Genomic DNA, 20,204 nt, shown 5'->3' on the forward strand with positions numbered 1-20,204 from the left:
CGAGGACCTAGACCGGGCCTGAGCCCAGAAGCCTGAGCCGACTACGCGAGCCCCAGGGCGAATACCGCGAAGCCCGCCGCGAGCAGCCCCGCTGCCGCGCGGCGGGCTCTCGTCGTCTTCGTCCACGGCTCCTCGAATCGGCGCGCGTAGCGGCCGATGAGGACCAGCAGCCCGGCGAACAGCGGCAGCCACGCCAGCCGGGCGAGGATCCAGCCGAGCGAGTCGGGTGCGGTCGTCAGACCGGGCACGGCACCGGCGAACGCTCCCGGGACCGCCGCCGCCAGCATCGCCGTCTGGTGCCAGCACAGGATCGTCATCGCCGACAGGTTGACCACCACGACCGGAGCCCAGAGCGCCGGCCGCGTCAGCAGCCGGGCGATCCGGTCGCGGAGCACGATCGCGGCACCGCTCTGCGCCGAGGCCAGGGCGAGCACCAGCAGCGACGGCGGATGGGAGTTGGTACGGGTCTCGCCCGGCACACCGACCATCGACGGCGGGTAGTCGAAGACCAGCAGCAGCACGGCGAAGAGCGCCGCGCCGCCGACGAGCAGGACCCGGGCGTGCCGGCGGCCGAGGCGTCCCTCCCCCCAGCTGACACCGAGCTGGTACGCGAAGAGCCAGCCCGGAAGGATGTTGAGGACGCTCAGCCAGGACGGCACGGCGTCGGCGTACGGCCCGTAGCGCAGGACGTCCACGACGGCGACACTCACGAGCAGCGGCGCTGCCGCCCACGCGCCGAGACGGCGCGCGAGGCGCACGCACCATGGGGTCAGCGCCGTCACCACTGTGTACACGCCCACGAACCACAGGGGTTGGACGACCAGCGTCGAGCCGGTGCGCAGCGTCGTGCCGGGCACGCCGAGCGCGTACAGGACGGGGATCATCGCGGCCCAGACGGCGGTGACTCCGAGAACCGGGCGCCCGAGGCGGGCGATGCGCTGCTTCAGCCACTGGGCGGTGGAGCCCGGGCGGCGGTGGTACGAGAGCACGGACGCGTAGCCGCCGACCAGGAAGAAGATCCCCAGCATCTGGAGCACCCAGCTGACCGGGGCGAAGAAGCCGAAGGCCGCGAGCGGGCTGGCGTTGTGCAGGGCACCGTCCGCGTCGAGGGTGAAGCCGCCGAGCAGCCAGTGTCCGGTCGGCACGGCGAGCAGGGCGAGCGCTCGCAGCCCGTCGACGGCACGGTCGCGGTGGGCGGGCGTGCGCGCCTCGATCTTCTCGGCGAGTCTCATCGGACGTCTCCTTCGTGCCCTGCGGATACGGGCCCCGCGGACGCCGCACGGCCGGTCGCGATGGCGGCGAAGTACCGGAGCGAGTCGGTGCCGGGGGCGAAGTAGCCGGTGTGCCCCTCGGCCCGCTCGGCGGGAACACGGCGTGCGCCGAAGGCGGGTGAGACGGGGTCGTTGCCGTGGCCGAGTCCGAGGAGTTCGACGTGCGGGACCTTGGAGATCCAGTCGGACGCGTCCTTGGCGGCCCACACCCGGGCGTCGGTGCGCAGTTCGCGGACGGAGCCGGCGCGCATCCCGGGGGAGCCGAGCACGACGATGTCGGCGGCCCGAAGGTCACCGGCGGCGAGACCGCAGACGACGGAGCCGTAGCTGTGGCAGAACAGGCTCGGCCGCGGTGCGTCGACCGCCGCCAGGCCGTCGGCGAAGCGGGTCAGGCGTACGGCTCCGGCCTCGGCCAGATCGCCGGTGGCGGCGTCCAGCCCGACACCCACGGGGGTGGTGTAGCCGGTCCACGCGATGACGGCGGTGCCGGGGTCCGTCGCCGCCCGGAGGGAGGTGGCCATCCCGGCGGGCGTGCCGTACGGGTCCTTGGCGCGGTCGAAGGTCCCGGCGTCCATGTCGGACCCCGGCACGATCACCGACACATGGCGGGCGTGCTCCAGGTCGCCGTAGACCTCGGCGACCTGGCCGCGGCCGCGGGGGTCGAAGGCGAGTATCTGCCGTCCGGGCTCCGCCAGTCGTGCGAGCGGAGTGCCGCGCAGGGCACGGGAGTTGGCCTCGTACCGCAGGGCGACGGGTGCGCCGTCCAGATTGCCGACGACGAGCGGGTGGCGGTGGACGAGCCGCTCTCGGGCGGCTGGGTCCAACGTGCGGAAGAATTGCGCGACTTGGGCGGGCTCGGCGGTGGCCGGGTCGGGCAGGGCGCGGCCGAGGGAGCGGTCGGCGTTCCACTCGGCGGTCCCGGGCGGCGGACCGGTGACCGGCCGTTGCGCGCTCCCGGAGGCCCAGCCGGCGGTCCCGGAGACGACGGTCGTCGCCAACGCAACAGCCACCAGGGTTCGTTTGTAGCGGCGCATGCTCCCGCCCTTCCTCTCGCTCGTCCGTCTGCGTGACGGAGGGAAGGTAGGAAGGGGATGGGTGAGGGGGCGTCACCCCGGGGAGCCAGGTCGAAGGTGCTACCGGGGTATGAGCGGGCGGAGACCGGCGGCGGGAAGGTGCGCCTGAAGGCTCAGGAACGGGCTGCCGGAAGCGGGCTCAGGAACCGGCTGCCGGAAGCACGTGGGGAGGCACGTGCGGGAACAGGCACACCCGCAGGCTCAGGAGTCGGCCGCCCCGGGCCGGACCAGGCCCGATTCGTACGCGAAGATCACTGCCTGCGCCCGGTCCCGCAGCGCCAGCTTCGACAGCACCCTGCCGATGTGCGTCTTCACCGTCTGTTCCGCCAGCACCAGATGGGCCGCGATCTCCTGGTTGGACAGACCGCGCGCGATCAGTTCCAGGACCTCCGTTTCGCGCGGGGTCAGGCCGTTCAGCCGCAGGGAGGGGTCCTTCCGCGGCGCCTGCCGCTGGGAGGCGAACTCGGCGATCAGCCGGCGGGTGACCGAGGGGGCCAGCAGCGCCTCGCCCGCCGCCACCACCCGTACCGCCGCGATCAGATCCGCCGGGGGTGCGTCCTTCAGCAGGAACCCGGACGCACCCGCCCGCAGCGCCTCGTAGACGTAGTCGTCCACGTCGAAGGTGGTCAGCATCAGCACCTTGGGCACATGCACGACTCCCACCGGCGGGTGGAGGATCTCGCGGGCGGCGGCCAGGCCGTCCATCTCCGGCATCCGGACGTCCATCAGCACCACGTCGGGGTGCGTGGAACGCGCCACGTCCACGCCCGCCCGGCCGTCCGGCGCCTCGCCCACCACGTCGATGTCGGACTGCGCGGCCAGCAGCGCGGCGAAGCCCGCCCGCACCATGGCCTGGTCGTCGACGATGATCACGCGGATGGTCACGAAGGGTCCTCCGAAGTGGGGGGAGTGGCCAGTGGAAGCCGCGCGGCCACCCGGAAGCCGCCGTCCGGCAACGGGCCGGTGTCCAGTGTTCCGCCGGTCAGCCGTACGCGTTCCCGCATACCGACCAGACCGTGTCCGGTGCCGGTGGTCTCCAGCGGTGACGTGCGTTCCTCCGCCGGGAGGTTGACGACGAGGACGGTCAGATCCGTGCCGTCGGACGTCACCGAGACCCGCGTCGGCGCCCCGGGCGCGTGCCGCACCACATTGGCGAGTGCCTCCTGCACGATGCGGTACGCCGACAGGTCGACCGCCTGCGGCACCGGGTCGTCCGGCACTGCGAGGGCCAACTCCACCGGTACGCCCGCTCGTACGGTCGCCTCCACCAGCTGCTGCACCCGGTCGAGCCCGGGCTGCGGGGTCAGTTCGCTCTCCGTGCCCTCGCTGCGCAGCACCGTCAGCAGCCGGCGCATCTCCGTCAGCGACTCACGGGCGCCCGCGGCGATCGCCCCGAACTCCTCACGCGCCGCGTCGGGCAGGCCCTCGATGCGGTACGGCGCGGAATCGGCCTGCACCGTGATCAGAGACATGTGGTGGGCGACGACGTCGTGCAGCTCGCGCGCGATCCGCGCCCGCTCCTCCAGGACCGTGCGCTGCGCCCGCTCCGCCTCGCTGATGGTCTCCTGCACGACCAGCCGGCGCTGTGCGTCGCCGCGTTCGCGCAGCGCGCCGGTGACGACCAGCACCACGGCGCTCAGGACGAACAGCAGCAGATGGACGCCGTCGCTGCGGTCCTGCGAGATCAGTTCGAACAGCCACCCCACCGCTCCGGTCGCCAGCCAGACGGCCAGCAGCGTACGGCGCGGCTCCCGCAGCCCGAGGCAGGCCATCAGGACGAGGTACCCGATGACCACCATCGGCGTCCACGGCCAGCTCCGGTCCACGGTCCCGGCGGAACCCATCAGCGCGAACGCGCCGGCGACATCCGCCGCGGCCACGATCCACCACGCCTGGAGCGGGCGGGTGAGGGCGAGGAGCAGCGGCACGGTCTGGGCGGTGGCCAGCGCACCGGCGACCGCTCCGTTCAGCCGGTAGTCGTTGACGAGCACACTGACCGTGACCGGCAGCAGCGTCACGACGAACGCGAACACCACCACGTACGGCGTGAGCCGCAGCCACCGCTTCTCGACCGAGCCGAAGAGCGGGGCGGTGGACGACGACGGCGTACGGAGGTCGGCGGCGAGGAGACGCAGATTGTCCTGGGCGCCGCGCAACGCCCGGGAGCGTCGCGAGGGGGAGGACCGGGGAGACTGGGACATGACCTGATCAGCGTAGGCAGACCGGCCGGCCGTCGGCGTCATACCCGGGGGCCGGGCGCGGTGTCATACCCCGGTATGACACCACCGCCCGCTCCGGCCCGCTCACAGCTCCGCCAGCAGCTGCGCCTTCTTCGAGCTGAACTCCTCGTCCGTCACCAGACCCGCCAGATGCAGTTCGCCCAGGTGCCGGATCCGCTCGGCGATGTCCGCCGGGTCGCGACGGCACGCCTGCATGGCCATCGCGGGCGGCGAGCCGGAGTTCTGCACGGATTCGAGGACCGCCGCCGCGAACGGCAGCGACTCGTGCACCTGTCCCTTGTTCAGCCCGAACATCAGCGCGGCAGGGTCCTTGTCGAGCGCGGGCCGGGCCGTGTCGTCGACCGGCGGATTCGCGCGCCGGACGAGCCGCAGATATCCGTCGAGGGCGTCGGGCGTGCGCCATTCGACACCGCTCAGCTCGTCGACCGGGAAACACTGGTCGCCCGCCTTCCACTTGGCGGACGACGCACCCGCCCACGACCAGCGGAAGTCGACACGGGAGCCGTCGAAGGAGGCCTTGCCGTCGTACGCCTTGAAGTTCAGGGGCGCGCTGGGCGCGGCCACGGCGTACCGGTCGACGGGACGGTCGGCGTCCGAGGGCAGCACGGCCCTCAACTCGTCGGCGTAGTACTCGGCGAGGGTCTCACGGTCGGCCGGCAGCACCAGGCGGTACGGATCGCACGCTTCCTTCAACTGCCCGGCCGCTGCCTCCATCAGAGGATCGGCACCGGGTCTGGGTGCCGCATGCAGCACCACCGTTCCCCGCTTGCCCGGGGAAAGTGTCACCGACGCCAACGCTTCGTGCGGGATACGGCGTTCGCGGAGCGTCTGGAACAGCTTCGGCGCGCGGTGTCCCCGTTCGAAGCGGATGATCACGGAGTCGGTCTCGAACTCCCACGTGGCTTGAATTCCGGCCAGTTCGTCACCCATACGCCTCATCGTAGGCGGCGGGCGCCCGCACGTCTTCCCTCGGTGCCGAGCCCGGTTGACGAAGTTCTACGCGCGTCAGACCGCTTCTTCGCCGTAGATACCACTGCGGCATGTGTCATCGGCGCTCGCACAGGTGACACCGTCGAACGAACCGACGCCGATCTCCGCGAAGTTGGTGATGCTCTCCGTGCCCGGCTCGAAATAGCCGGTATGGCCGACAGCGTCCGCCGCCGACATCACCCGCGCGCCGAACTCCGGTGCCACCGGGTCCTCGCCGTGCCCCAGTCCGCCGACCGCCAGATGCGGCACGTCCTGGATCCAGTCGTCGCTGTCGCGCATCGCCCACACCCGGGCGCGCGTGTGCAGCGCCGCGGCGTTCTCGGCGCGCATGCCCGGGCTGCCGGCCACCGCGATGTCGGTGACGCGCTCGGGCAGTTGACCTGCGGCGACGCCGCAGACGACGGAGCCGTAGCTGTGACAGAAGAGTGCGACGCGGGCCGGTCCGGGCAGGGCTTCGGTCAGCGCCGTCAGCCGGACGGCACCGCTCTCCGCCAACCGGCCTATGGCCGAGTCCACGCCGAGCCCCGCCGGGGCCGTGTAGTCGGCCCAGGCGATGACCGCCGTACGCGCCCGGGGCGAGGCCGCCCGCTCGGCCGCGTAGAGCGACTTGGCCATGCCGACCGGCGCCGCGTACTTGCGGGCGGTCCGCTGGAAGGTGAGCAGATTGGTGTCCACACCGGGGACGACCACGGACACACGTTCGGCGCGGTTCAGATCGCCGAACACCTCGGCGACCTTGCCGGGCCCGGACGGGTCGAAGGCGAGGATCTGCCGCTCGGGATCCATCAGGGACTCGAAGCGGTTGATCCGGCGGGTCGCCACGCGCCGGCCGTCCGCGGTGAGGTCGGCGGTGGCGAAGCGGTGGCGTTCGAGTTCCAGTGCGCGCGCCAGGCCCTTGCGGTTCGCCCGATAACGCAGAGCGACCGGAGCGCCGTTGAGATTGCCGACCACGTACGGGTACTCGTCGGCGAGCCGCATGCGTTCCGTGCCCCGCAGCGAGGCGAAGAAGGCCGTGAGCTTCTTCGGTGACGAGTCGGTCCCGGGCAGGGCCCTTGCTCCTATGCGCGCCTTGCCCCAGCCGCTGAGCTCGGCCTCGTAGATGTCACGAGGGCCGCCCTGGTGCCGTACGGCCGTCCAACCGGTGGTCGCCAGCATCAGGAACACGACCGTGAGCGCGAGAAAAGCGCGCACGGTGACGGGGGTGGGGGAGGAGTCGAAGGAAGTCACTGAGAGACACCCTAGGAGAAGCCGGCGGTGGCTCGCGAAGACCGTGAGGGAGATCACGTGTTCAGAACGTAATTACGGGGAAGAACCGTGACTTGAGCCACGCCGGGGAGTGCACTCCGGCGTGTCATCGACCCGTTTCGTGACCCCGCGTCGTCACTGCGACTCGTCACGCGCCGTCGTCACCGGCGCGCGCCGGTCCGCCTCGTCACTCCGGCCTGTCACCCCGTGCCGTCGACTCCGGGGCCCGCTGCGTCCGCCAGTCGTCCGCCAGCGCCGGCTTCAGATGGTCCAGATAGGTGGCCGTGAGGCTGCGGATCGCTTCCGGGCTCCAGTCCTCGCCCTGCCCCCACAGCCGTCCCGTGACGCGCATCACACCGCTGAGCGCCGCCACCGCCACCCGGGGGCGCGGGTCGGCGTCGACGTCCAGCCCCTCGCGCTCGGCGATCAGTTGGGCGATCGTCTCCTCCAGGTCCGCCGACCGGCGCAGATGCACCGCCAGCAGTGCGGGAGTCGACTCGATCATGAGATAGCTGCGCATGTGCAGTTCGACCGGGACGATCTCCGCGATCGCCTCGCCGATCCTGTTCCAGCCGTCGAGCACGGCGTTGCGCATCGCCTCGAACGGGCCTTCCTGCGCGGGCCGTTCGCGTACCGCCTCGATGAAGTGGGCCTCGACCACTTCCTGGACGGCGAAGGCGACCTCCTCCTTGCTGGTGAAGTACCGGAAGAAGGTGCGCTGCGAGACGTCGACGGTGTCCGCGATCTCGTCGACGGTCGTCTGCTCGTACCCCTTCGTGGTGAACAGCTCCAGCGCGGCGCGCACCAGCGCGTCACGGGTGAGCTGCTTCTTGCGTGCGCGCAGTCCGGTCGGCTCGGCCGTCACTACCTGGGTCCTCTTTCCGACGCTTTCGACCAGCTCAGCCTACCTGTGAGCAACGTGACAGTTACCGACTTGTGAATTGGTTTGTCAACTGTCAGCGACTGACATTAGCCTCCCACGCATGACTAGTCAGACCACCGTCGAAAAGGCGCCGAAGGATCCCCAGGACCCCATACCGGCCCAGGTCAAGGGGCTCCGCGGCCACCCCTGGCTGACGCTGTTCGCCGTGGCCATCGGCGTGATGATGGTGGCGCTGGACGGCACCATCGTCGCGATCGCCAACCCCGCGATCCAGAAGGACCTCGGCGCCACCTTCGCCGACGTGCAGTGGATCACCAACGGCTACTTCCTGGCCCTCGCCGTGACGCTGATCACCGCGGGCAAGCTCGGCGACCGCTTCGGCCACCGGCAGACGTTCCTCATCGGTGTCGTCGGCTTCGCCGCGGCCTCGGCGGCCATCGGCCTCTCCGACAGCATCACCCTGGTGGTCACCTTCCGCGTGCTCCAGGGTCTGTTCGGCGCGCTCCTGATGCCCGCGGCGCTCGGACTGCTGCGCGCCACCTTCCCCGCCGAGAAGCTGAACATGGCGATCGGCATCTGGGGCATGGTCATCGGCGCGTCCACCGCGGGCGGCCCGATCCTCGGCGGTCTGCTGGTCGAGCACGTGAGCTGGCAGTCGGTCTTCTTCATCAATGTCCCGGTGGGCGTCATCGCGCTCGTCCTCGGTGTGCTGATCCTCAAGGACCACCGTGCCGAGAACGCCCCGAGGTCCTTCGACATCCTCGGCATCCTGCTGCTGTCGACCGCGATGTTCTGCCTGGTCTGGGCGCTCATCAAGGCCCCCGCGTGGGGCTGGGGCGACGGCCGGACCTGGGGCTTCATCGCCGCGTCGGTGGTCTGCTTCGCGTTCTTCGCCTACTGGGAGAACCGGGTCGCCGAGCCGCTGATCCCGCTGAAGCTGTTCCGCTCGGTCCCGCTCGCGGCCGGCACCGTCCTGATGGTGCTCATGGCCATCGCCTTCCTGGGCGGACTGTTCTTCGTCACCTTCTTCCTCCAGAACGTGCACGGCATGAGCCCGGTCGACAGCGGACTCCACCTGCTGCCCCTGACCGGCATGATGATCGTCGGATCGCCGCTCGCCGGCGCCATGATCACCAAGACGGGCCCGCGCGTCCCGCTCGCGGGCGGCATGGTGCTCACCGCGGTCGCCATGTTCGGCATGTCGACCCTCGACACCGACACCGGCAGCCTGCCGATGTCCATCTGGTTCGCCCTTCTCGGTCTCGGCCTCGCCCCGGTCATGGTCGGCGCGACCGAGGTCATCGTGGGCAACGCCCCCATGGAGCTCTCCGGCGTCGCGGGCGGTCTCCAGCAGGCGGCCATGCAGATCGGCGGCAGCCTCGGTACGGCGGTGCTCGGCGCGGTCATGGCCTCCAAGGTCGACAGCGACCTGCCGGGCAACTGGGCCGACGCGCAGCTCCCGCCGCTCAGCCCGGCCCAGTTGGACCAGGCGTCCGAAGCCGTTCAGGTGGGTGTGCCGCCGGTCGCTCCGGGAACGCCGCCCGAGCTGGCCGAGAAGATCGTCGGTGTCGCCCACGACACGTTCATCTCGGGCATGGGCCTCGCCTGCCTGGTCGCCGCCGGTGTCGCGACCGTCGCGGTGTTCGTCGCCCTGCTCACCAAGCGCGGTGCGAACGCCGACGCGGGTATGGGTGGCGCCCACATCTGACGCCGTCGCCGCCCTCGACGGGCGTCAACCTCGTGCGACCGACAGCCCCGCCGGACGACTCCGGCGGGGCTGTCGCCTATCCGGATGATCTCGGCCCGTTCCCCTTCCGCGGGCGTCTTCGTGTGCTCCAGGCTCCCGGTCAAGTGATCAGTCACCACGCGGCCATGCACCGCGCGGTCATGCACCACATGGCCATGCACCGCGCGGTCATGCACCACATGGCCATGCACCGCGCGGTCAGTCACCACGCGGCCATGCACCGCGCGGTCATGCACCACACGATCAGTCACCACACGGGGGTTCACCGACATGCGTACGACACCACTGCTCGCCGCGGCCGCCCTGGCCGTCACCGCGCTCCTCCCGGCCCACGCCACGGCCGCCGGCCCGCCGCGCCTCGGAAGCTGCGGCGCCGGACAGCTCTGCCTGTGGGCCAAGGCCGATTTCAAGGGCGCCCGCCAGACGCACGAGCTCGCCGGCCTCGACATCGACAGCTGTGTGCCGCTGCCGGCCGGCACTGCCGCCGAGTCCCTGGTCAACCGCACCGGACGGCCGGTGACGACCTATCAGAGCCAGGAGTGCGCGGAAACGGGCGAGTTCGAGACGTACCCCGGTTCGGGCACCTGGCTGCCCCAGTCCCCGTACCGCGTCAGGGCGTTCAAGGTCTGGGAGCGATGAACCGGGGTACCCGGGCCTGCGTAGTCCCGAATCGGCCGAACTCAGGGAGTGATGATGGCGGGCTTCGGACACACATCGCGCAGGCACCCTCGCTCACGCGGCCGGACGTGGTCTCGGAGCGGGCCGGACCGCGCGGCACTGGGAGTCATCGGGCTGATCTGTGCGATCACCGGATTCTTCGTGCTGGGGATCATCCTCGGCCCGATCGCCGTCGTCTGCGGCTGGCTGGCCATGGGCCGTAGCTGGAACGGCACGCAGCACATACCGGCGCTCGTCGCGCTGGTCCTCGGTGCCATCGACACCGTCCTGGCCATCGTCTGGCTGGCGGGAGCCGCGGCTCCCGGCGGCGGGATGTGGTGATCAGCCTCGCACCGCAGGCTCGTCGGGCGGACCGGCCGGGGTGGGCACTGTGCCCACCCCGGCCGCGCCTGTTCCCCCGCCCGTCGGCACGGCCGCGCCTGTCGCCGCCGTCGCCCCGCGCGCTCCTGATCGCGATGGCTCCGATGACTCCGATGTCTCCGTCGATTCCGACAGCGCGGTCACCTGTGCGCGCAGCGCCTTCACCTCGGCCGTCAGCGCCTCCAGTAGAGCCGTCTGCCGGCGCTCCTCCGCGTCGTCCCGCTCGAAGCGGGAGATGAACCAGGCCGCGATGTTCGCCGTCACGACACCGAGCAGGGCGATACCGGAGATCATGAGCCCGACGGCGAGCAGCCGGCCGAGCCCCGTCGTCGGCGCGTGGTCCCCGTAGCCGACCGTCGTCATGGTCGTGAAGGACCACCACACCGCGTCGCCCAGCGTCTTGATGTTCCCGTCGGGCGCGTCCCGTTCGACGTGCAGCACGGCCAGTGAGCCGAACATCATGAGCCCGACCACCGCGCCCGCGACATAGGTCGTGAGCGTGATCTGCGGCGCCATCCGCGCCCGCCGGCCCACCAGCAGCAGGGTGGAGACGACCCGCAGCAGGCGCAGCGGCCGCAGCAGCGGCAACACCACCGCGAGAAGATCGAGCGGATGGCTGCGGACGAAGAGCCAGCGGCTCGGCGCCAGTGCGAGCCGCACCAGGTAGTCGACGGCGAACGCGCCCCACACCACCCACTCGACGGCCGTGCAGAGCGTGTGCACCCAGCCGTCGGCCCCGGGCGCCACGATCGGCACCGCGTACGCGACGGCGAACGCCGCGGCGAGCACCAGCAGGGGCGTCTGCATGCGCTCTTCCCACCGGACCTGCGCTGTTCGCTGCTTCATGCCGCGCATCGTAGAACGGGAGGCGAAAACGTGTGCGGGGCGGCCGGATCAGCCCGGCCGCCCCGCACCCCTGCGACTGCTACGCGTCGCCGCCCGCGGGACCCGGGTCGGCGGCCGCGACATCCAGCAGCTGGTAGCGGTCCACGGCCTGCTTCAGCACCGAGCGGTCGACCTTGCCCTCACGGGCCAGCTCGGTGAGGACACCCAGCACGATCGACTCGGCGTCGATGTGGAAGAACCGGCGGGCCGCGCCACGGGTGTCGGCGAAGCCGAAGCCGTCGGCGCCCAGCGACTGGTAGGTGCCCGGCACCCAGCGCGAGATCTGGTCGGGGACGGAACGCATCCAGTCCGAGACGGCCACGAACGGTCCCTCGGAGCCCTGGAGTTTCTGCGTGACGTAAGGGACGCGCTGCTCCTCCTCCGGGTGCAGGAGGTTGTGCCGCTCGACCTCGACGGCCTCGCGGCGCAGCTCGTTCCAGGACGTCGCCGACCAGACGTCCGCCTTGACGTCCCAGTCCTCCGCGAGGATCCGCTGTGCCTCGATCGCCCACGGCACGGCCACACCGGACGCCATGATCTGCGCCGGGATCCGGCCCTGCTCGGCGGTCTTGAAGCGGTGGATGCCCTTGAGGATGCCCTCGACGTCCACGTTCTCCGGCTCGGCCGGGTGCTGGATCGGCTCGTTGTAGACGGTGAGGTAGTAGAAGACGTCCTCGCCGTGCGGGTGCTCCTCGTCGGAGCCGTACATCCGCCGCAGACCGTCCCGCACGATGTGCGCGATCTCGAAGCCGAAGGCCGGGTCGTAGGCGACACAGCCCGGGTTCGTCGAGGCCAGCAGCTGCGAGTGGCCGTCCGCGTGCTGGAGGCCCTCACCGGTCAGCGTCGTGCGCCCGGCGGTGGCGCCGAGGACGAAGCCGCGCGCCAGCTGGTCGGCCATCTGCCAGAACTGGTCGCCGGTGCGCTGGAAGCCGAACATCGAGTAGAAGACGTACACCGGGATCAGCGGCTCGCCGTGCGTGGCGTAGGCCGAGCCGGCCGCGATCAGCGATGCCGTACAGCCGGCCTCGGAGATGCCGTCGTGCAGCATCTGACCGGTCGGCGACTCCTTGTACGCGAGCAGCAGGTCGCGGTCCACCGCCTCGTACTGCTGACCCAGCGGGTTGTAGATCTTCGCGCTCGGGAAGAAGGAGTCCATGCCGAAGGTGCGGTACTCGTCGGGCGCGATCAGCACGAACCGCTTGCCGATCTCCTTGTCCCGCATGAGGTCCTTGAGCAGCCGGACGAACGCCATGGTGGTGGCGATGGACTGCTGGCCGGAGCCCTTCTTCACAGCCGCGTACGTCTTGTCGCCCGGGAGCTCCAGCGGCTTCGACCGCACGACACGGGTCGGCACATAGCCGCCGAGACCCTGTCGCCGGTCGTGCATGTACTGGATCTCCTCCGAGTCACGGCCCGGGTGGTAGTACGGCGGTGCGCCGTTCTCCAGCTGGTCGTCCGTGATCGGGATGTGCAGGCGGTCGCGGAAGCCCTTGAGGTCGTCGACCGTCAGCTTCTTCATCTGGTGGGTCGCGTTGCGGCCCTCGAAGTTCGGGCCGAGCGTCCAGCCCTTGACGGTCTGGGCGAGGACCACGGTCGGCTGGCCCTTGTGCGCCTTGGCCGCCGAGAAGGCCGCGTAGACCTTCTTGTGGTCGTGACCGCCACGGCCCAGGTGCAGGATCTGGTCGTCGGTCATGTTCTCGACCATGGCGCGCAGCCGGTGGTCGTGACCGAAGAAGTGGTCGCGGATGTACGCGCCGGTCTCGGTGGCGTACGTCTGGAACTGGCCGTCCGGCGTGGTGTTCAGCTGGTTGACCAGCACACCGTCGCGGTCCTGGGCGAGCAGCGGGTCCCAGGAGCGGTCCCACACCAGCTTGATGACGTTCCAGCCGGCGCCGCGGAACTGCGACTCCAGCTCCTGGATGATCTTTCCGTTGCCGCGGACCGGGCCGTCGAGGCGCTGGAGGTTGCAGTTGACCACGAAGGTGAGGTTGTCGAGGCCCTCACGCGCGGCGATGGACAGCTGGCCGAGCGACTCGGGCTCGTCCATCTCGCCGTCGCCGAGGAACGCCCACACATGCGAGTCGGAGGTGTCGGCGATGCCGCGCGCCTCCATGTAGCGGTTCATCCGGGCCTGGTAGATCGCGCCGAGGGGGCCGAGGCCCATCGAGACGGTCGGGAACTCCCAGAAGTCCGGCATCAGCCGCGGGTGCGGGTAGCTGGACAGACCGTTGGGCGCCTTGGACTTCTCCTGGCGGAAGGCGTCGAGCTGCGCCTCGCTCAGCCGGTCGAGCATGAACGCGCGGGCGTAGATGCCGGGGGAGGCATGGCCCTGGAAGAAGATCTGGTCTCCGCCCTTGCCGTCGTCCTTGCCGCGGAAGAAGTGGTTGAAGCCCACGTCGTACAGGGAGGCCGAGGAGGCGAAGGTCGCGATGTGGCCGCCGACCCCGATACCGGGGCGCTGGGCGCGGGAGACCATCACCGCGGCGTTCCAGCGGGTCGCGTTGAGGATCTTGCGCTCGATCTCCTCGTTGCCCGGGAAGAACGGCTCGTCCTTGGTGGCGATCGTGTTGACGTAGTCCGTGCTGCGCATCTCGGGCACGGCCACGCGCTTCTCGCGGGCCCGCTCGATCAGCCGGAGCATGAGGTAGCGGGCGCGCTCCCGGCCCCGCTCGTCGACGGCGGCGTCGAGGGAGTCCAGCCATTCCTGGGTCTCTTCGGGATCGAAGTCCGGGACCTGACTGGGAAGGCCGCCAATGATGATCGGGTTGCGATCTGATCCGGAAGCCACGCTATTCCTTCGCTGTTCGGTGAGTTCTGCCTCTACACAAGATGTCTGCGCGGTGTCGCACCGCCTCCATCGTGGACCGCGGGGCGGCAAACGTCATCTCTACTGAGGGGTAACCCCAGCTCTGGCTGACATCCTGACCGGAGCTCGCCGCCGAACAGGCTCGGAACCCGTCCGGAGCCCCGTTCGGGCCCGGTCAAATCGCAACCTTACGCTCAAGGCGGCAAAGCGTTCCGTTTGGCTGTTCGGTTCCGAATGGCCCAGCGACTGGACGTATGGTGGCAAACATGGCGGAACGGGTGGGTGTCCGGTGCGGTCCCCGGCCGAGCGTGTCCGGGCTTGCGTCGAGACGGGCGCAAACGTCACCGTTTCGGCGGTCTGGACGGCCGGGTACTTGCGCGATCCGCCCCGCCCGTGTGGACTACGGCCAAAGCCACGCGTACGCGCGCGGCTGCAGCACTTACCGAACATGATCAGGAGGCAAGCCGTGAGCGCGACCGCGGACCACGCGGAGGAGCGGACCAACCCGGCCACCAGGCTGGGGTTCGAGCCCGGACAGGTGGTCCAGGAGATCGGCTACGACGACGACGTCGAGATGGAGCTCCGAGAAGCCATTGAGTCCGTGATCGGCCAGGAACTCGTGGACGAGGACTATGACGACGTCGCCGACGTCGTCATCCTCTGGTTCCGCGACGAGGACGGCGATCTGACGGACGCACTGGTGGACGCCATCGGGCTCATCGAGGAGGGCGGTGCCGTGTGGCTCATGACTCCCAAGACCGGCCGTGACGGCTACGTCGAGCCCAGCGACATCAACGAAGCCGCCCAGACCGCGGGTCTCTCCCAGACCAAGAGCATCAGTGCCGGCAAGGACTGGACCGGCAGCAGGCTGGTGACTCCCAAGGCGGCCAAGTCGAAGCGCTGAACCTCCAGCATCAGGCCCCGGCCCCCTCCGACCACGTCGGAGGGGGCCTTCTGCGTACCCGTGCCGCGAGCAAGGGCTGATCCGCCGGGGATCACGGGACAGCCCTTAGGGTGAGTGGACCCGTCACCCGAACGGGCTCACCGAAGGGATCCACACGACATGGCGATCGAGGTCGGCACCAAGGCCCCGGAATTCGAGCTGAAGGACAACCACGGCCGCACCGTGACGCTCGCCGAATTCCGCGGCGAGAAGAACGTGGTGCTCCTCTTCTATCCGTTCGCCTTCACCGGGGTGTGCACCGGTGAGCTGTGCGCGCTGCGCGACGAACTGCCGTCGTTCGTCAACGACGACACCCAGCTGCTCGCGGTCTCCAACGACTCCATCCACACCCTGCGCGTCTTCGGTGAGCAGGAGGGGCTGGAGTACCCCCTGCTGTCGGACTTCTGGCCGCACGGCGAGGTCTCGCGCGCCTACGGCGTCTTCGACGAGGACAAGGGGTGCGCCGTGCGCGGCACCTTCATCATCGACAAGGAGGGTGTCGTCCGCTGGACCGTCGTGAACGGCCTGCCGGACGCCCGCGACCTGAACGAGTACGTCAAGGCGCTGCGAACCCTCTGACAAGGGCGGCCACACCCGGCCACACACCGATACACCCGTCGACCGACCGCGCGAAAGTCTGTTTTGCGCGGGAACCGGTCACTAGGATCCACTCGTTGATCCGACACCAACGCACGACGGGGGCGCTGCCCCTGATACCCAATGGAGGGACTCGTGGGAGTCAGCCTCAGCAAGGGCGGCAACGTCTCGCTGACCAAGGCCGCACCCAACCTGACGGCGGTCATCGTCGGTCTGGGCTGGGACGCTCGTACCACCACCGGTGGCGACTTCGACCTCGACGCCAGCGCCCTGCTGACCAACACCGAGGGCAAGGTCGCCAACGATTCGAACTTCGTCTTCTTCAACAATCTGAAGAGCCCGGACGGCTCCGTGGAGCACACCGGTGACAACCTCACCGGTGAGGGCGAGGGCGACGACGAGCAGATCAAGGTGAACCTGGCGGGCGTGCCCGCCGACGTCGACAAGATCGTGTTCCCGGTCTCGATCTACGAGGCCGAGAGCCGTCAGCAGTCCTTCGGCCAGGTGCGCAACGCGTTCATCCGCGTGGTCAACCAGGCGGACAACACCGAGCTCGCCCGGTACGACCTGAGCGAGGACGCCTCGACGGAGACCGCGATGGTCTTCGGCGAGCTGTACCGCAACGGCGCGGAGTGGAAGTTCCGTGCCATCGGCCAGGGCTACGCCTCGGGCCTGCGCGGCATCGCGCAGGACTTCGGCGTCAACGTCTGAGCAGGCCGCATTCCGTCCGGCGCCGCACTGCGAAGTGCGGCGCCGGACGCGCCTTGCACCACATCGTCAGCTGGGGAGGACAGGATCATGGGCGTCACGCTCGCCAAGGGAGGCAATGTCTCCCTCTCCAAGGCCGCACCGAATCTCACGCAGGTGCTGGTGGGGCTCGGTTGGGACGCGCGCTCCACCACGGGAGCCGACTTCGACCTCGATGCGAGCGCGCTGCTCTGCAACGGCGGACGCGTTCTGGGCGACGAGTACTTCATCTTCTACAACAACCTCACGAGCCCCGACGGCTCCGTGGAGCACACCGGTGACAACCTCACGGGTGAGGGCGAGGGCGACGACGAGTCGCTGCTGGTGAACCTTCCCCAGGTGCCGGCCAATGTCGACAAGATCATCTTCCCGGTCTCGATCCATGAGGCCGACAATCGTGGCCAGACGTTCGGCCAGGTCAGCAACGCCTTCATCCGGGTGGTCAACCAGGCCGACGGCCAGGAGCTGGCGCGCTACGACCTCAGCGAGGACGCCTCCACCGAAACCGCGATGATCTTCGGCGAGTTGTACCGGTACGGCGGCGAATGGAAGTTCAGGGCCGTTGGGCAGGGGTACGCGTCGGGTCTGCGGGGCATCGCTCTAGACTTCGGGGTCAACGTTTCGTAAAGCTGCGCACGGAGCAGGTAAAGCCTGTCCTTGGTGCGTGGGAGACCTCCCCCAAGGTTCGCCCGGGGGAACCCCCATTACACGATTGGGTACCAGTGGTTCTGAAAACCTTCGGCTGGTCGTTCGCGGTGACCGCGCTCGGCCTGGTCGCGGCGGTGCTCTACGGCGGGTGGACGGCCTTCGGTGTCGTAGCGATCCTGTCCGTCCTCGAGATCTCGCTGTCGTTCGACAACGCGGTGGTCAACGCCGGAATCCTGAAGAAGATGAGTGCCTTCTGGCAGAAGATCTTCCTCACCATCGGCATTCTCATCGCCGTTTTCGGCATGCGGCTCGTCTTCCCCGTCGTCATTGTCGCCGTCAGCGCCCAGCTCGGCCCCATCGAGGCGGTCGACCTCGCACTCAATGACAAGGACCAGTACCAGCAGCTGGTGACCGACGCACATCCGTCGATCGCCGCGTTCGGTGGCATGTTCCTGCTCATGATCTTCCTCGACTTCATCTTCGAGGACCGTGACATCAAGTGGCTCGGCTGGCTCGAGCGCCCGCTGGCCAAGCTCGGCAAGATCGACATGCTGTCGGTCTGCATCGCCCTGATCGTCCTGGCGATCAGCGCGGTGACCGTCGCGACCCACGCCCACCAGCACGGCGGCACCCACGTCGACAAGTCCTCGACGGTACTGCTCGCCGGCGTCGCCGGCCTCATCACCTACCTCATCGTCGGCGGACTCTCCGGCTTCTTCGAGGACAGGCTCGAAGAGGAGGAGGAGCGCGAACACGAGGAAGAGGAGAAGGCCAAGGCGAGCGGCAAGAAGCCGTCCGCCGTGGTTCTCGCGGGCAAGGCCGCGTTCTTCATGTTCCTCTACCTCGAGGTCCTGGACGCGTCGTTCTCCTTCGACGGCGTCATCGGCGCCTTCGCCATCACCAACGACATCGTGCTCATGGCACTGGGCCTCGGCATCGGCGCCATGTACGTCCGGTCGCTGACCGTCTACCTGGTCCGCCAGGGCACGCTCGACGACTACGTCTACCTGGAGCACGGCGCGCACTACGCGATCGGCGCGCTCGCCGCGATCCTGCTCATCACCATCCAGTACGAGATCAACGAGATCATCACCGGTCTCATCGGCGTCGTCCTGATCGGCGCCTCCTTCTGGTCCTCGGTGCGCCGCAACAAGGCGCTCGCTGCCCAGGAGGAAAAGGGCGAGCCGGTCGACGCCGGGGTGTGACCCGGCGGAGATTGAGGAACGCTCTCAACGGGGCGGCTTCGAGGCACCGGCCTCGGCGCCGCCCCGTTGCGTGTCACGCAGCGGGGGCACATCGATACGACTGGGGTGGGACGTATGGCCTTCTGGGACGGTCTGTGGCGGGGGAGGGCAGCGCAGTTCGACTCGGGCAGCGCCGCGTCCAACTCGATCGAGCTCACCAAGCGGCACCCGTCGGTGTCACTCACCAAGCAGGGCGCCGCGACCGGCAATCTGCGCGTCAACCTGTCCTGGCGGATGCGGACGTCCGACATCGAGGGCCGGTCCCGGCAGAGCGGGCGCCTGCTGCGTCACCCCTTCAAGCTCTTCCAGCCCGACGTGGTCCAGGCCCACACCCAGGGCGTGGTCAATGTGGACCTCGATCTCGGCTGCCTCTACGAGCTGGTGGACGGCAGCAAGGGTGTGGTGCAGCCGCTGGGCAGCTTCTTCGGCGCCATCAACGAGGCGCCCTACGTGAAGCTCAGCGGCGACGACCGGTTCGGCTCCCCCTCGGGTGAGACCGTCTACGTGAACCTCGACCACCGCGAGTCCATCAAGCGGCTGCTGTTCTTCGTCTACATCTACGACCAGACGCCCGCCTTCGACCGTACGCACGCCCATGTGACGCTCTACCCGAGCAACGGGCCGCGGGTCGAGATAGAGCTCGACGAGCGGGCGCCGCAGGCCCGCTCCTGCGCGGTGTTCTCCATGGAGAACATCAAGGGCGAGCTGATCGTGCGCCGCGAGGTGAAGTTCGTCTACGGCTTCCAGGCGGAGCTCGACCGGCTCTACGGCTGGGGACTCCAGTGGGGCCGCGGCTACAAGACGCGGGTGTAGGCCCCGTCCGCACAGGGCCTGCCCGCACAGCTAAGGCCCGCCGAGCGCCGCCGGCCTCGCGTTCCGGGACGGTTCCGGGGCGCCCGCGTCATGGACGGACGAACTGCGGCCCCATCGGAGGCAGCCGGAAGTTCGGATCCGGCGCGAAGGCGGCAGCGGGAGCCGGCTGCGGATAGCCGTACGCGGGCTGCGCCGGGCCCGACGACTGCTGCGGATAGCCGTAGGCGGGCTGGGTACCCGCGGGCTGCGGGAATCCGTACGCGGGCGGGTGCGCCGGAGGCGCGGGATGGGCCGACGGGTCCGCGGCCGCCTCGGCCTCGTCCACCGAGATACCGAAATCGGTGGCCAGGCCGACGAGCCCGGTCGGGTAGCCCTGCCCCACCGCGCGGAACTTCCACCGTTCCCCGCGCCGGTACAGCTCACCGCAGATGATCGCGGTCTCCTCACCGGTCTCCGGCTTCACATCGAAGACGGCGAGGGGCTCACCATCGGCCAGGGAGGCGTCGTAGAGCAGTATCCGCAGATCGCGTACATGCTGGAAGGAGTCGCCGTCGGAGGAGGCGGCGAGCACCACCTGGTCGACCGACGCGTCGAGCGAGGAGAGATCCGCCTCGACCGTGTCCGTCAAATGCTCGGCGACGCGCTTCTTCGGCAGCCGCCGCACCAGTCCCGAGGGATGGCGCGGCTGGTTGTAGAAGACGAAGTCCTCGTCGGAGCGCACACGGGCGTCCGGGCCGAGCAGCAGGGCCGAGGCGTCCACGTCGGGGACGCCGGCGCCGGGCGTCCAGCGGAGCACGGCCCGTACAGCCGTGGCATCGAGAGGGACGTTCGAGCCCTTCAGCATCGCGTGCGTCATGCCCGTCATCCTGCCCTCCCGTGGGCATCCCGGACAACGCGGGGCCCCTTGTCCTCCGGCGAGGACATGGGCATGGTGCAAGCGGGTTACCTGGAGTTCATGGTCTTGGGGAACTCTTGACACACATTCATACGTACTATTACCGGCCACGCCAGTTCGGCCGCCAGAGCAGTACGGG

At 69.5% G+C, this 20,204-nt stretch carries 19 protein-coding genes; 9 read left to right on the top strand and 10 right to left on the bottom strand.

Features of this window, described 5'->3' with window-relative positions; all coding sequences use genetic code 11:
• Positions 1 to 41: 41 nt before the first annotated feature.
• The 7 genes from RPQ07_RS25470 to RPQ07_RS25500 form a co-directional block, all read right to left on the bottom strand.
• Complete coding sequence (locus RPQ07_RS25470) at positions 42 to 1,232, bottom strand: acyltransferase (protein WP_313946504.1); 1,191 nt, start codon at positions 1,230 to 1,232, stop codon at positions 42 to 44.
• The gene (locus RPQ07_RS25475) at positions 1,229 to 2,305 is read right to left on the bottom strand and encodes an alpha/beta hydrolase (protein ID WP_313946505.1); all 1,077 of its coding nucleotides are present in this window, start codon (positions 2,303 to 2,305) and stop codon (positions 1,229 to 1,231) included. Before RPQ07_RS25475 ends, RPQ07_RS25470 begins: the two co-directional genes overlap by 4 nt.
• Before the next feature lie 240 nt (positions 2,306 to 2,545).
• Positions 2,546 to 3,229, bottom strand: a complete 684-nt coding sequence (locus RPQ07_RS25480; protein ID WP_313946506.1) for a response regulator transcription factor — start codon at positions 3,227 to 3,229, stop codon at positions 2,546 to 2,548.
• Positions 3,226 to 4,545, bottom strand: coding sequence for a sensor histidine kinase (locus RPQ07_RS25485; protein ID WP_313946507.1), 1,320 nt, complete (start codon positions 4,543 to 4,545; stop codon positions 3,226 to 3,228). Before RPQ07_RS25485 ends, RPQ07_RS25480 begins: the two co-directional genes overlap by 4 nt.
• 102 nt (positions 4,546 to 4,647) lie before the next feature.
• A complete protein-coding gene (locus RPQ07_RS25490) occupies positions 4,648 to 5,514 on the bottom strand; it encodes a DUF4429 domain-containing protein (RefSeq protein WP_313946508.1) in 867 nt (288 codons plus the stop codon).
• A 75-nt stretch (positions 5,515 to 5,589) separates the two neighbouring features.
• The gene (locus RPQ07_RS25495) at positions 5,590 to 6,801 is read right to left on the bottom strand and encodes an alpha/beta hydrolase (RefSeq protein ID WP_313946509.1); all 1,212 of its coding nucleotides are present in this window, start codon (positions 6,799 to 6,801) and stop codon (positions 5,590 to 5,592) included.
• A 205-nt stretch (positions 6,802 to 7,006) separates the two neighbouring features.
• Positions 7,007 to 7,684: a TetR/AcrR family transcriptional regulator gene (locus RPQ07_RS25500; protein ID WP_313946510.1), complete on the bottom strand. Its 678-nt coding sequence runs from the start codon at positions 7,682 to 7,684 to the stop codon at positions 7,007 to 7,009.
• Positions 7,685 to 7,802: 118 nt separating this feature from the next.
• Here RPQ07_RS25500 and RPQ07_RS25505 point away from each other — a divergent pair, with 118 nt between their 5' ends.
• The 3 genes from RPQ07_RS25505 to RPQ07_RS25515 all read left to right on the top strand — a co-directional run bounded on the left by RPQ07_RS25505 (position 7,803) and on the right by RPQ07_RS25515 (position 10,448).
• Positions 7,803 to 9,410, top strand: a complete 1,608-nt coding sequence (locus RPQ07_RS25505; RefSeq protein WP_313946511.1) for an MFS transporter — start codon at positions 7,803 to 7,805, stop codon at positions 9,408 to 9,410.
• A gap of 309 nt (positions 9,411 to 9,719) precedes the next feature.
• On the top strand, positions 9,720 to 10,088 hold the full coding sequence (locus RPQ07_RS25510; protein ID WP_313946512.1) for a peptidase inhibitor family I36 protein: 369 nt from the start codon (positions 9,720 to 9,722) through the stop codon (positions 10,086 to 10,088).
• Positions 10,089 to 10,139: 51 nt separating this feature from the next.
• Positions 10,140 to 10,448: a small hydrophobic protein gene (locus RPQ07_RS25515; RefSeq protein WP_313946513.1), complete on the top strand. Its 309-nt coding sequence runs from the start codon at positions 10,140 to 10,142 to the stop codon at positions 10,446 to 10,448.
• Here the strand turns inward: RPQ07_RS25515 and RPQ07_RS25520 are convergent, their stop codons facing one another.
• Together RPQ07_RS25520 and aceE are read right to left on the bottom strand one after the other, a co-directional pair.
• Positions 10,449 to 11,333: a potassium channel family protein gene (locus RPQ07_RS25520; protein ID WP_313946514.1), complete on the bottom strand. Its 885-nt coding sequence runs from the start codon at positions 11,331 to 11,333 to the stop codon at positions 10,449 to 10,451.
• 79 nt (positions 11,334 to 11,412) lie between these two features.
• The gene (aceE, locus tag RPQ07_RS25525; protein WP_313946515.1) at positions 11,413 to 14,160 is read right to left on the bottom strand and encodes a pyruvate dehydrogenase (acetyl-transferring), homodimeric type; all 2,748 of its coding nucleotides are present in this window, start codon (positions 14,158 to 14,160) and stop codon (positions 11,413 to 11,415) included.
• A gap of 484 nt (positions 14,161 to 14,644) precedes the next feature.
• Between aceE and RPQ07_RS25530 the strand changes: the two genes are divergently transcribed.
• The 6 genes from RPQ07_RS25530 to RPQ07_RS25555 all read left to right on the top strand — a co-directional run bounded on the left by RPQ07_RS25530 (position 14,645) and on the right by RPQ07_RS25555 (position 19,170).
• Entirely contained in the window at positions 14,645 to 15,082 is a 438-nt protein-coding gene (locus RPQ07_RS25530) for a DUF3052 domain-containing protein (protein WP_313946516.1), read from the top strand.
• 159 nt (positions 15,083 to 15,241) lie between these two features.
• Entirely contained in the window at positions 15,242 to 15,700 is a 459-nt protein-coding gene (locus tag RPQ07_RS25535; RefSeq protein WP_313946517.1) for a peroxiredoxin, read from the top strand.
• A gap of 153 nt (positions 15,701 to 15,853) precedes the next feature.
• Complete coding sequence (locus tag RPQ07_RS25540; RefSeq protein ID WP_313946518.1) at positions 15,854 to 16,429, top strand: TerD family protein; 576 nt, start codon at positions 15,854 to 15,856, stop codon at positions 16,427 to 16,429.
• An 87-nt stretch (positions 16,430 to 16,516) separates the two neighbouring features.
• The gene (locus tag RPQ07_RS25545) at positions 16,517 to 17,092 is read left to right on the top strand and encodes a TerD family protein (RefSeq protein WP_313946519.1); all 576 of its coding nucleotides are present in this window, start codon (positions 16,517 to 16,519) and stop codon (positions 17,090 to 17,092) included.
• A 95-nt stretch (positions 17,093 to 17,187) separates the two neighbouring features.
• Complete coding sequence (locus tag RPQ07_RS25550) at positions 17,188 to 18,318, top strand: DUF475 domain-containing protein (protein ID WP_313946520.1); 1,131 nt, start codon at positions 17,188 to 17,190, stop codon at positions 18,316 to 18,318.
• 114 nt (positions 18,319 to 18,432) lie between these two features.
• On the top strand, positions 18,433 to 19,170 hold the full coding sequence (locus RPQ07_RS25555; protein WP_313946521.1) for a Tellurium resistance: 738 nt from the start codon (positions 18,433 to 18,435) through the stop codon (positions 19,168 to 19,170).
• Between the two features lie 88 nt (positions 19,171 to 19,258).
• On the opposite strand, the gene RPQ07_RS25560 is transcribed toward RPQ07_RS25555, so the two are convergent.
• Positions 19,259 to 20,035 (bottom strand): TerD family protein, encoded by a 777-nt coding sequence (locus RPQ07_RS25560; RefSeq protein ID WP_313946522.1) that lies wholly within the window; start codon positions 20,033 to 20,035, stop codon positions 19,259 to 19,261.
• Positions 20,036 to 20,204 lie beyond the last annotated feature (169 nt).

It is taken from the genome of Streptomyces sp. AM8-1-1, from assembly GCF_032229325.1.
GTDB classification, from domain to species: domain Bacteria; phylum Actinomycetota; class Actinomycetes; order Streptomycetales; family Streptomycetaceae; genus Streptomyces; species Streptomyces achmelvichensis.

Bases quoted from the DNA above. Each gene is read 5' to 3' on its own strand.
- RPQ07_RS25555 (WP_313946521.1), top strand. From the start codon at position 18,433: ATGGCCTTCTGGGACGGTCTGTGGCGGGGGAGGGCAGCGCAGTTCGAC.
- RPQ07_RS25510 (WP_313946512.1), top strand. From the start codon at position 9,720: ATGCGTACGACACCACTGCTCGCCGCGGCCGCCCTGGCCGTCACCGCG.
- RPQ07_RS25475 (WP_313946505.1), bottom strand. From the start codon at position 2,305: ATGCGCCGCTACAAACGAACCCTGGTGGCTGTTGCGTTGGCGACGACC.
- RPQ07_RS25515 (WP_313946513.1), top strand. From the start codon at position 10,140: ATGATGGCGGGCTTCGGACACACATCGCGCAGGCACCCTCGCTCACGC.
- RPQ07_RS25470 (WP_313946504.1), bottom strand. From the start codon at position 1,232: ATGAGACTCGCCGAGAAGATCGAGGCGCGCACGCCCGCCCACCGCGAC.
- RPQ07_RS25535 (WP_313946517.1), top strand. From the start codon at position 15,242: ATGGCGATCGAGGTCGGCACCAAGGCCCCGGAATTCGAGCTGAAGGAC.
- RPQ07_RS25490 (WP_313946508.1), bottom strand. From the start codon at position 5,514: ATGGGTGACGAACTGGCCGGAATTCAAGCCACGTGGGAGTTCGAGACC.
- RPQ07_RS25545 (WP_313946519.1), top strand. From the start codon at position 16,517: ATGGGCGTCACGCTCGCCAAGGGAGGCAATGTCTCCCTCTCCAAGGCC.
- RPQ07_RS25485 (WP_313946507.1), bottom strand. From the start codon at position 4,545: ATGTCCCAGTCTCCCCGGTCCTCCCCCTCGCGACGCTCCCGGGCGTTG.
- RPQ07_RS25505 (WP_313946511.1), top strand. From the start codon at position 7,803: ATGACTAGTCAGACCACCGTCGAAAAGGCGCCGAAGGATCCCCAGGAC.
- RPQ07_RS25520 (WP_313946514.1), bottom strand. From the start codon at position 11,333: ATGAAGCAGCGAACAGCGCAGGTCCGGTGGGAAGAGCGCATGCAGACG.
- RPQ07_RS25560 (WP_313946522.1), bottom strand. From the start codon at position 20,035: ATGACGGGCATGACGCACGCGATGCTGAAGGGCTCGAACGTCCCTCTC.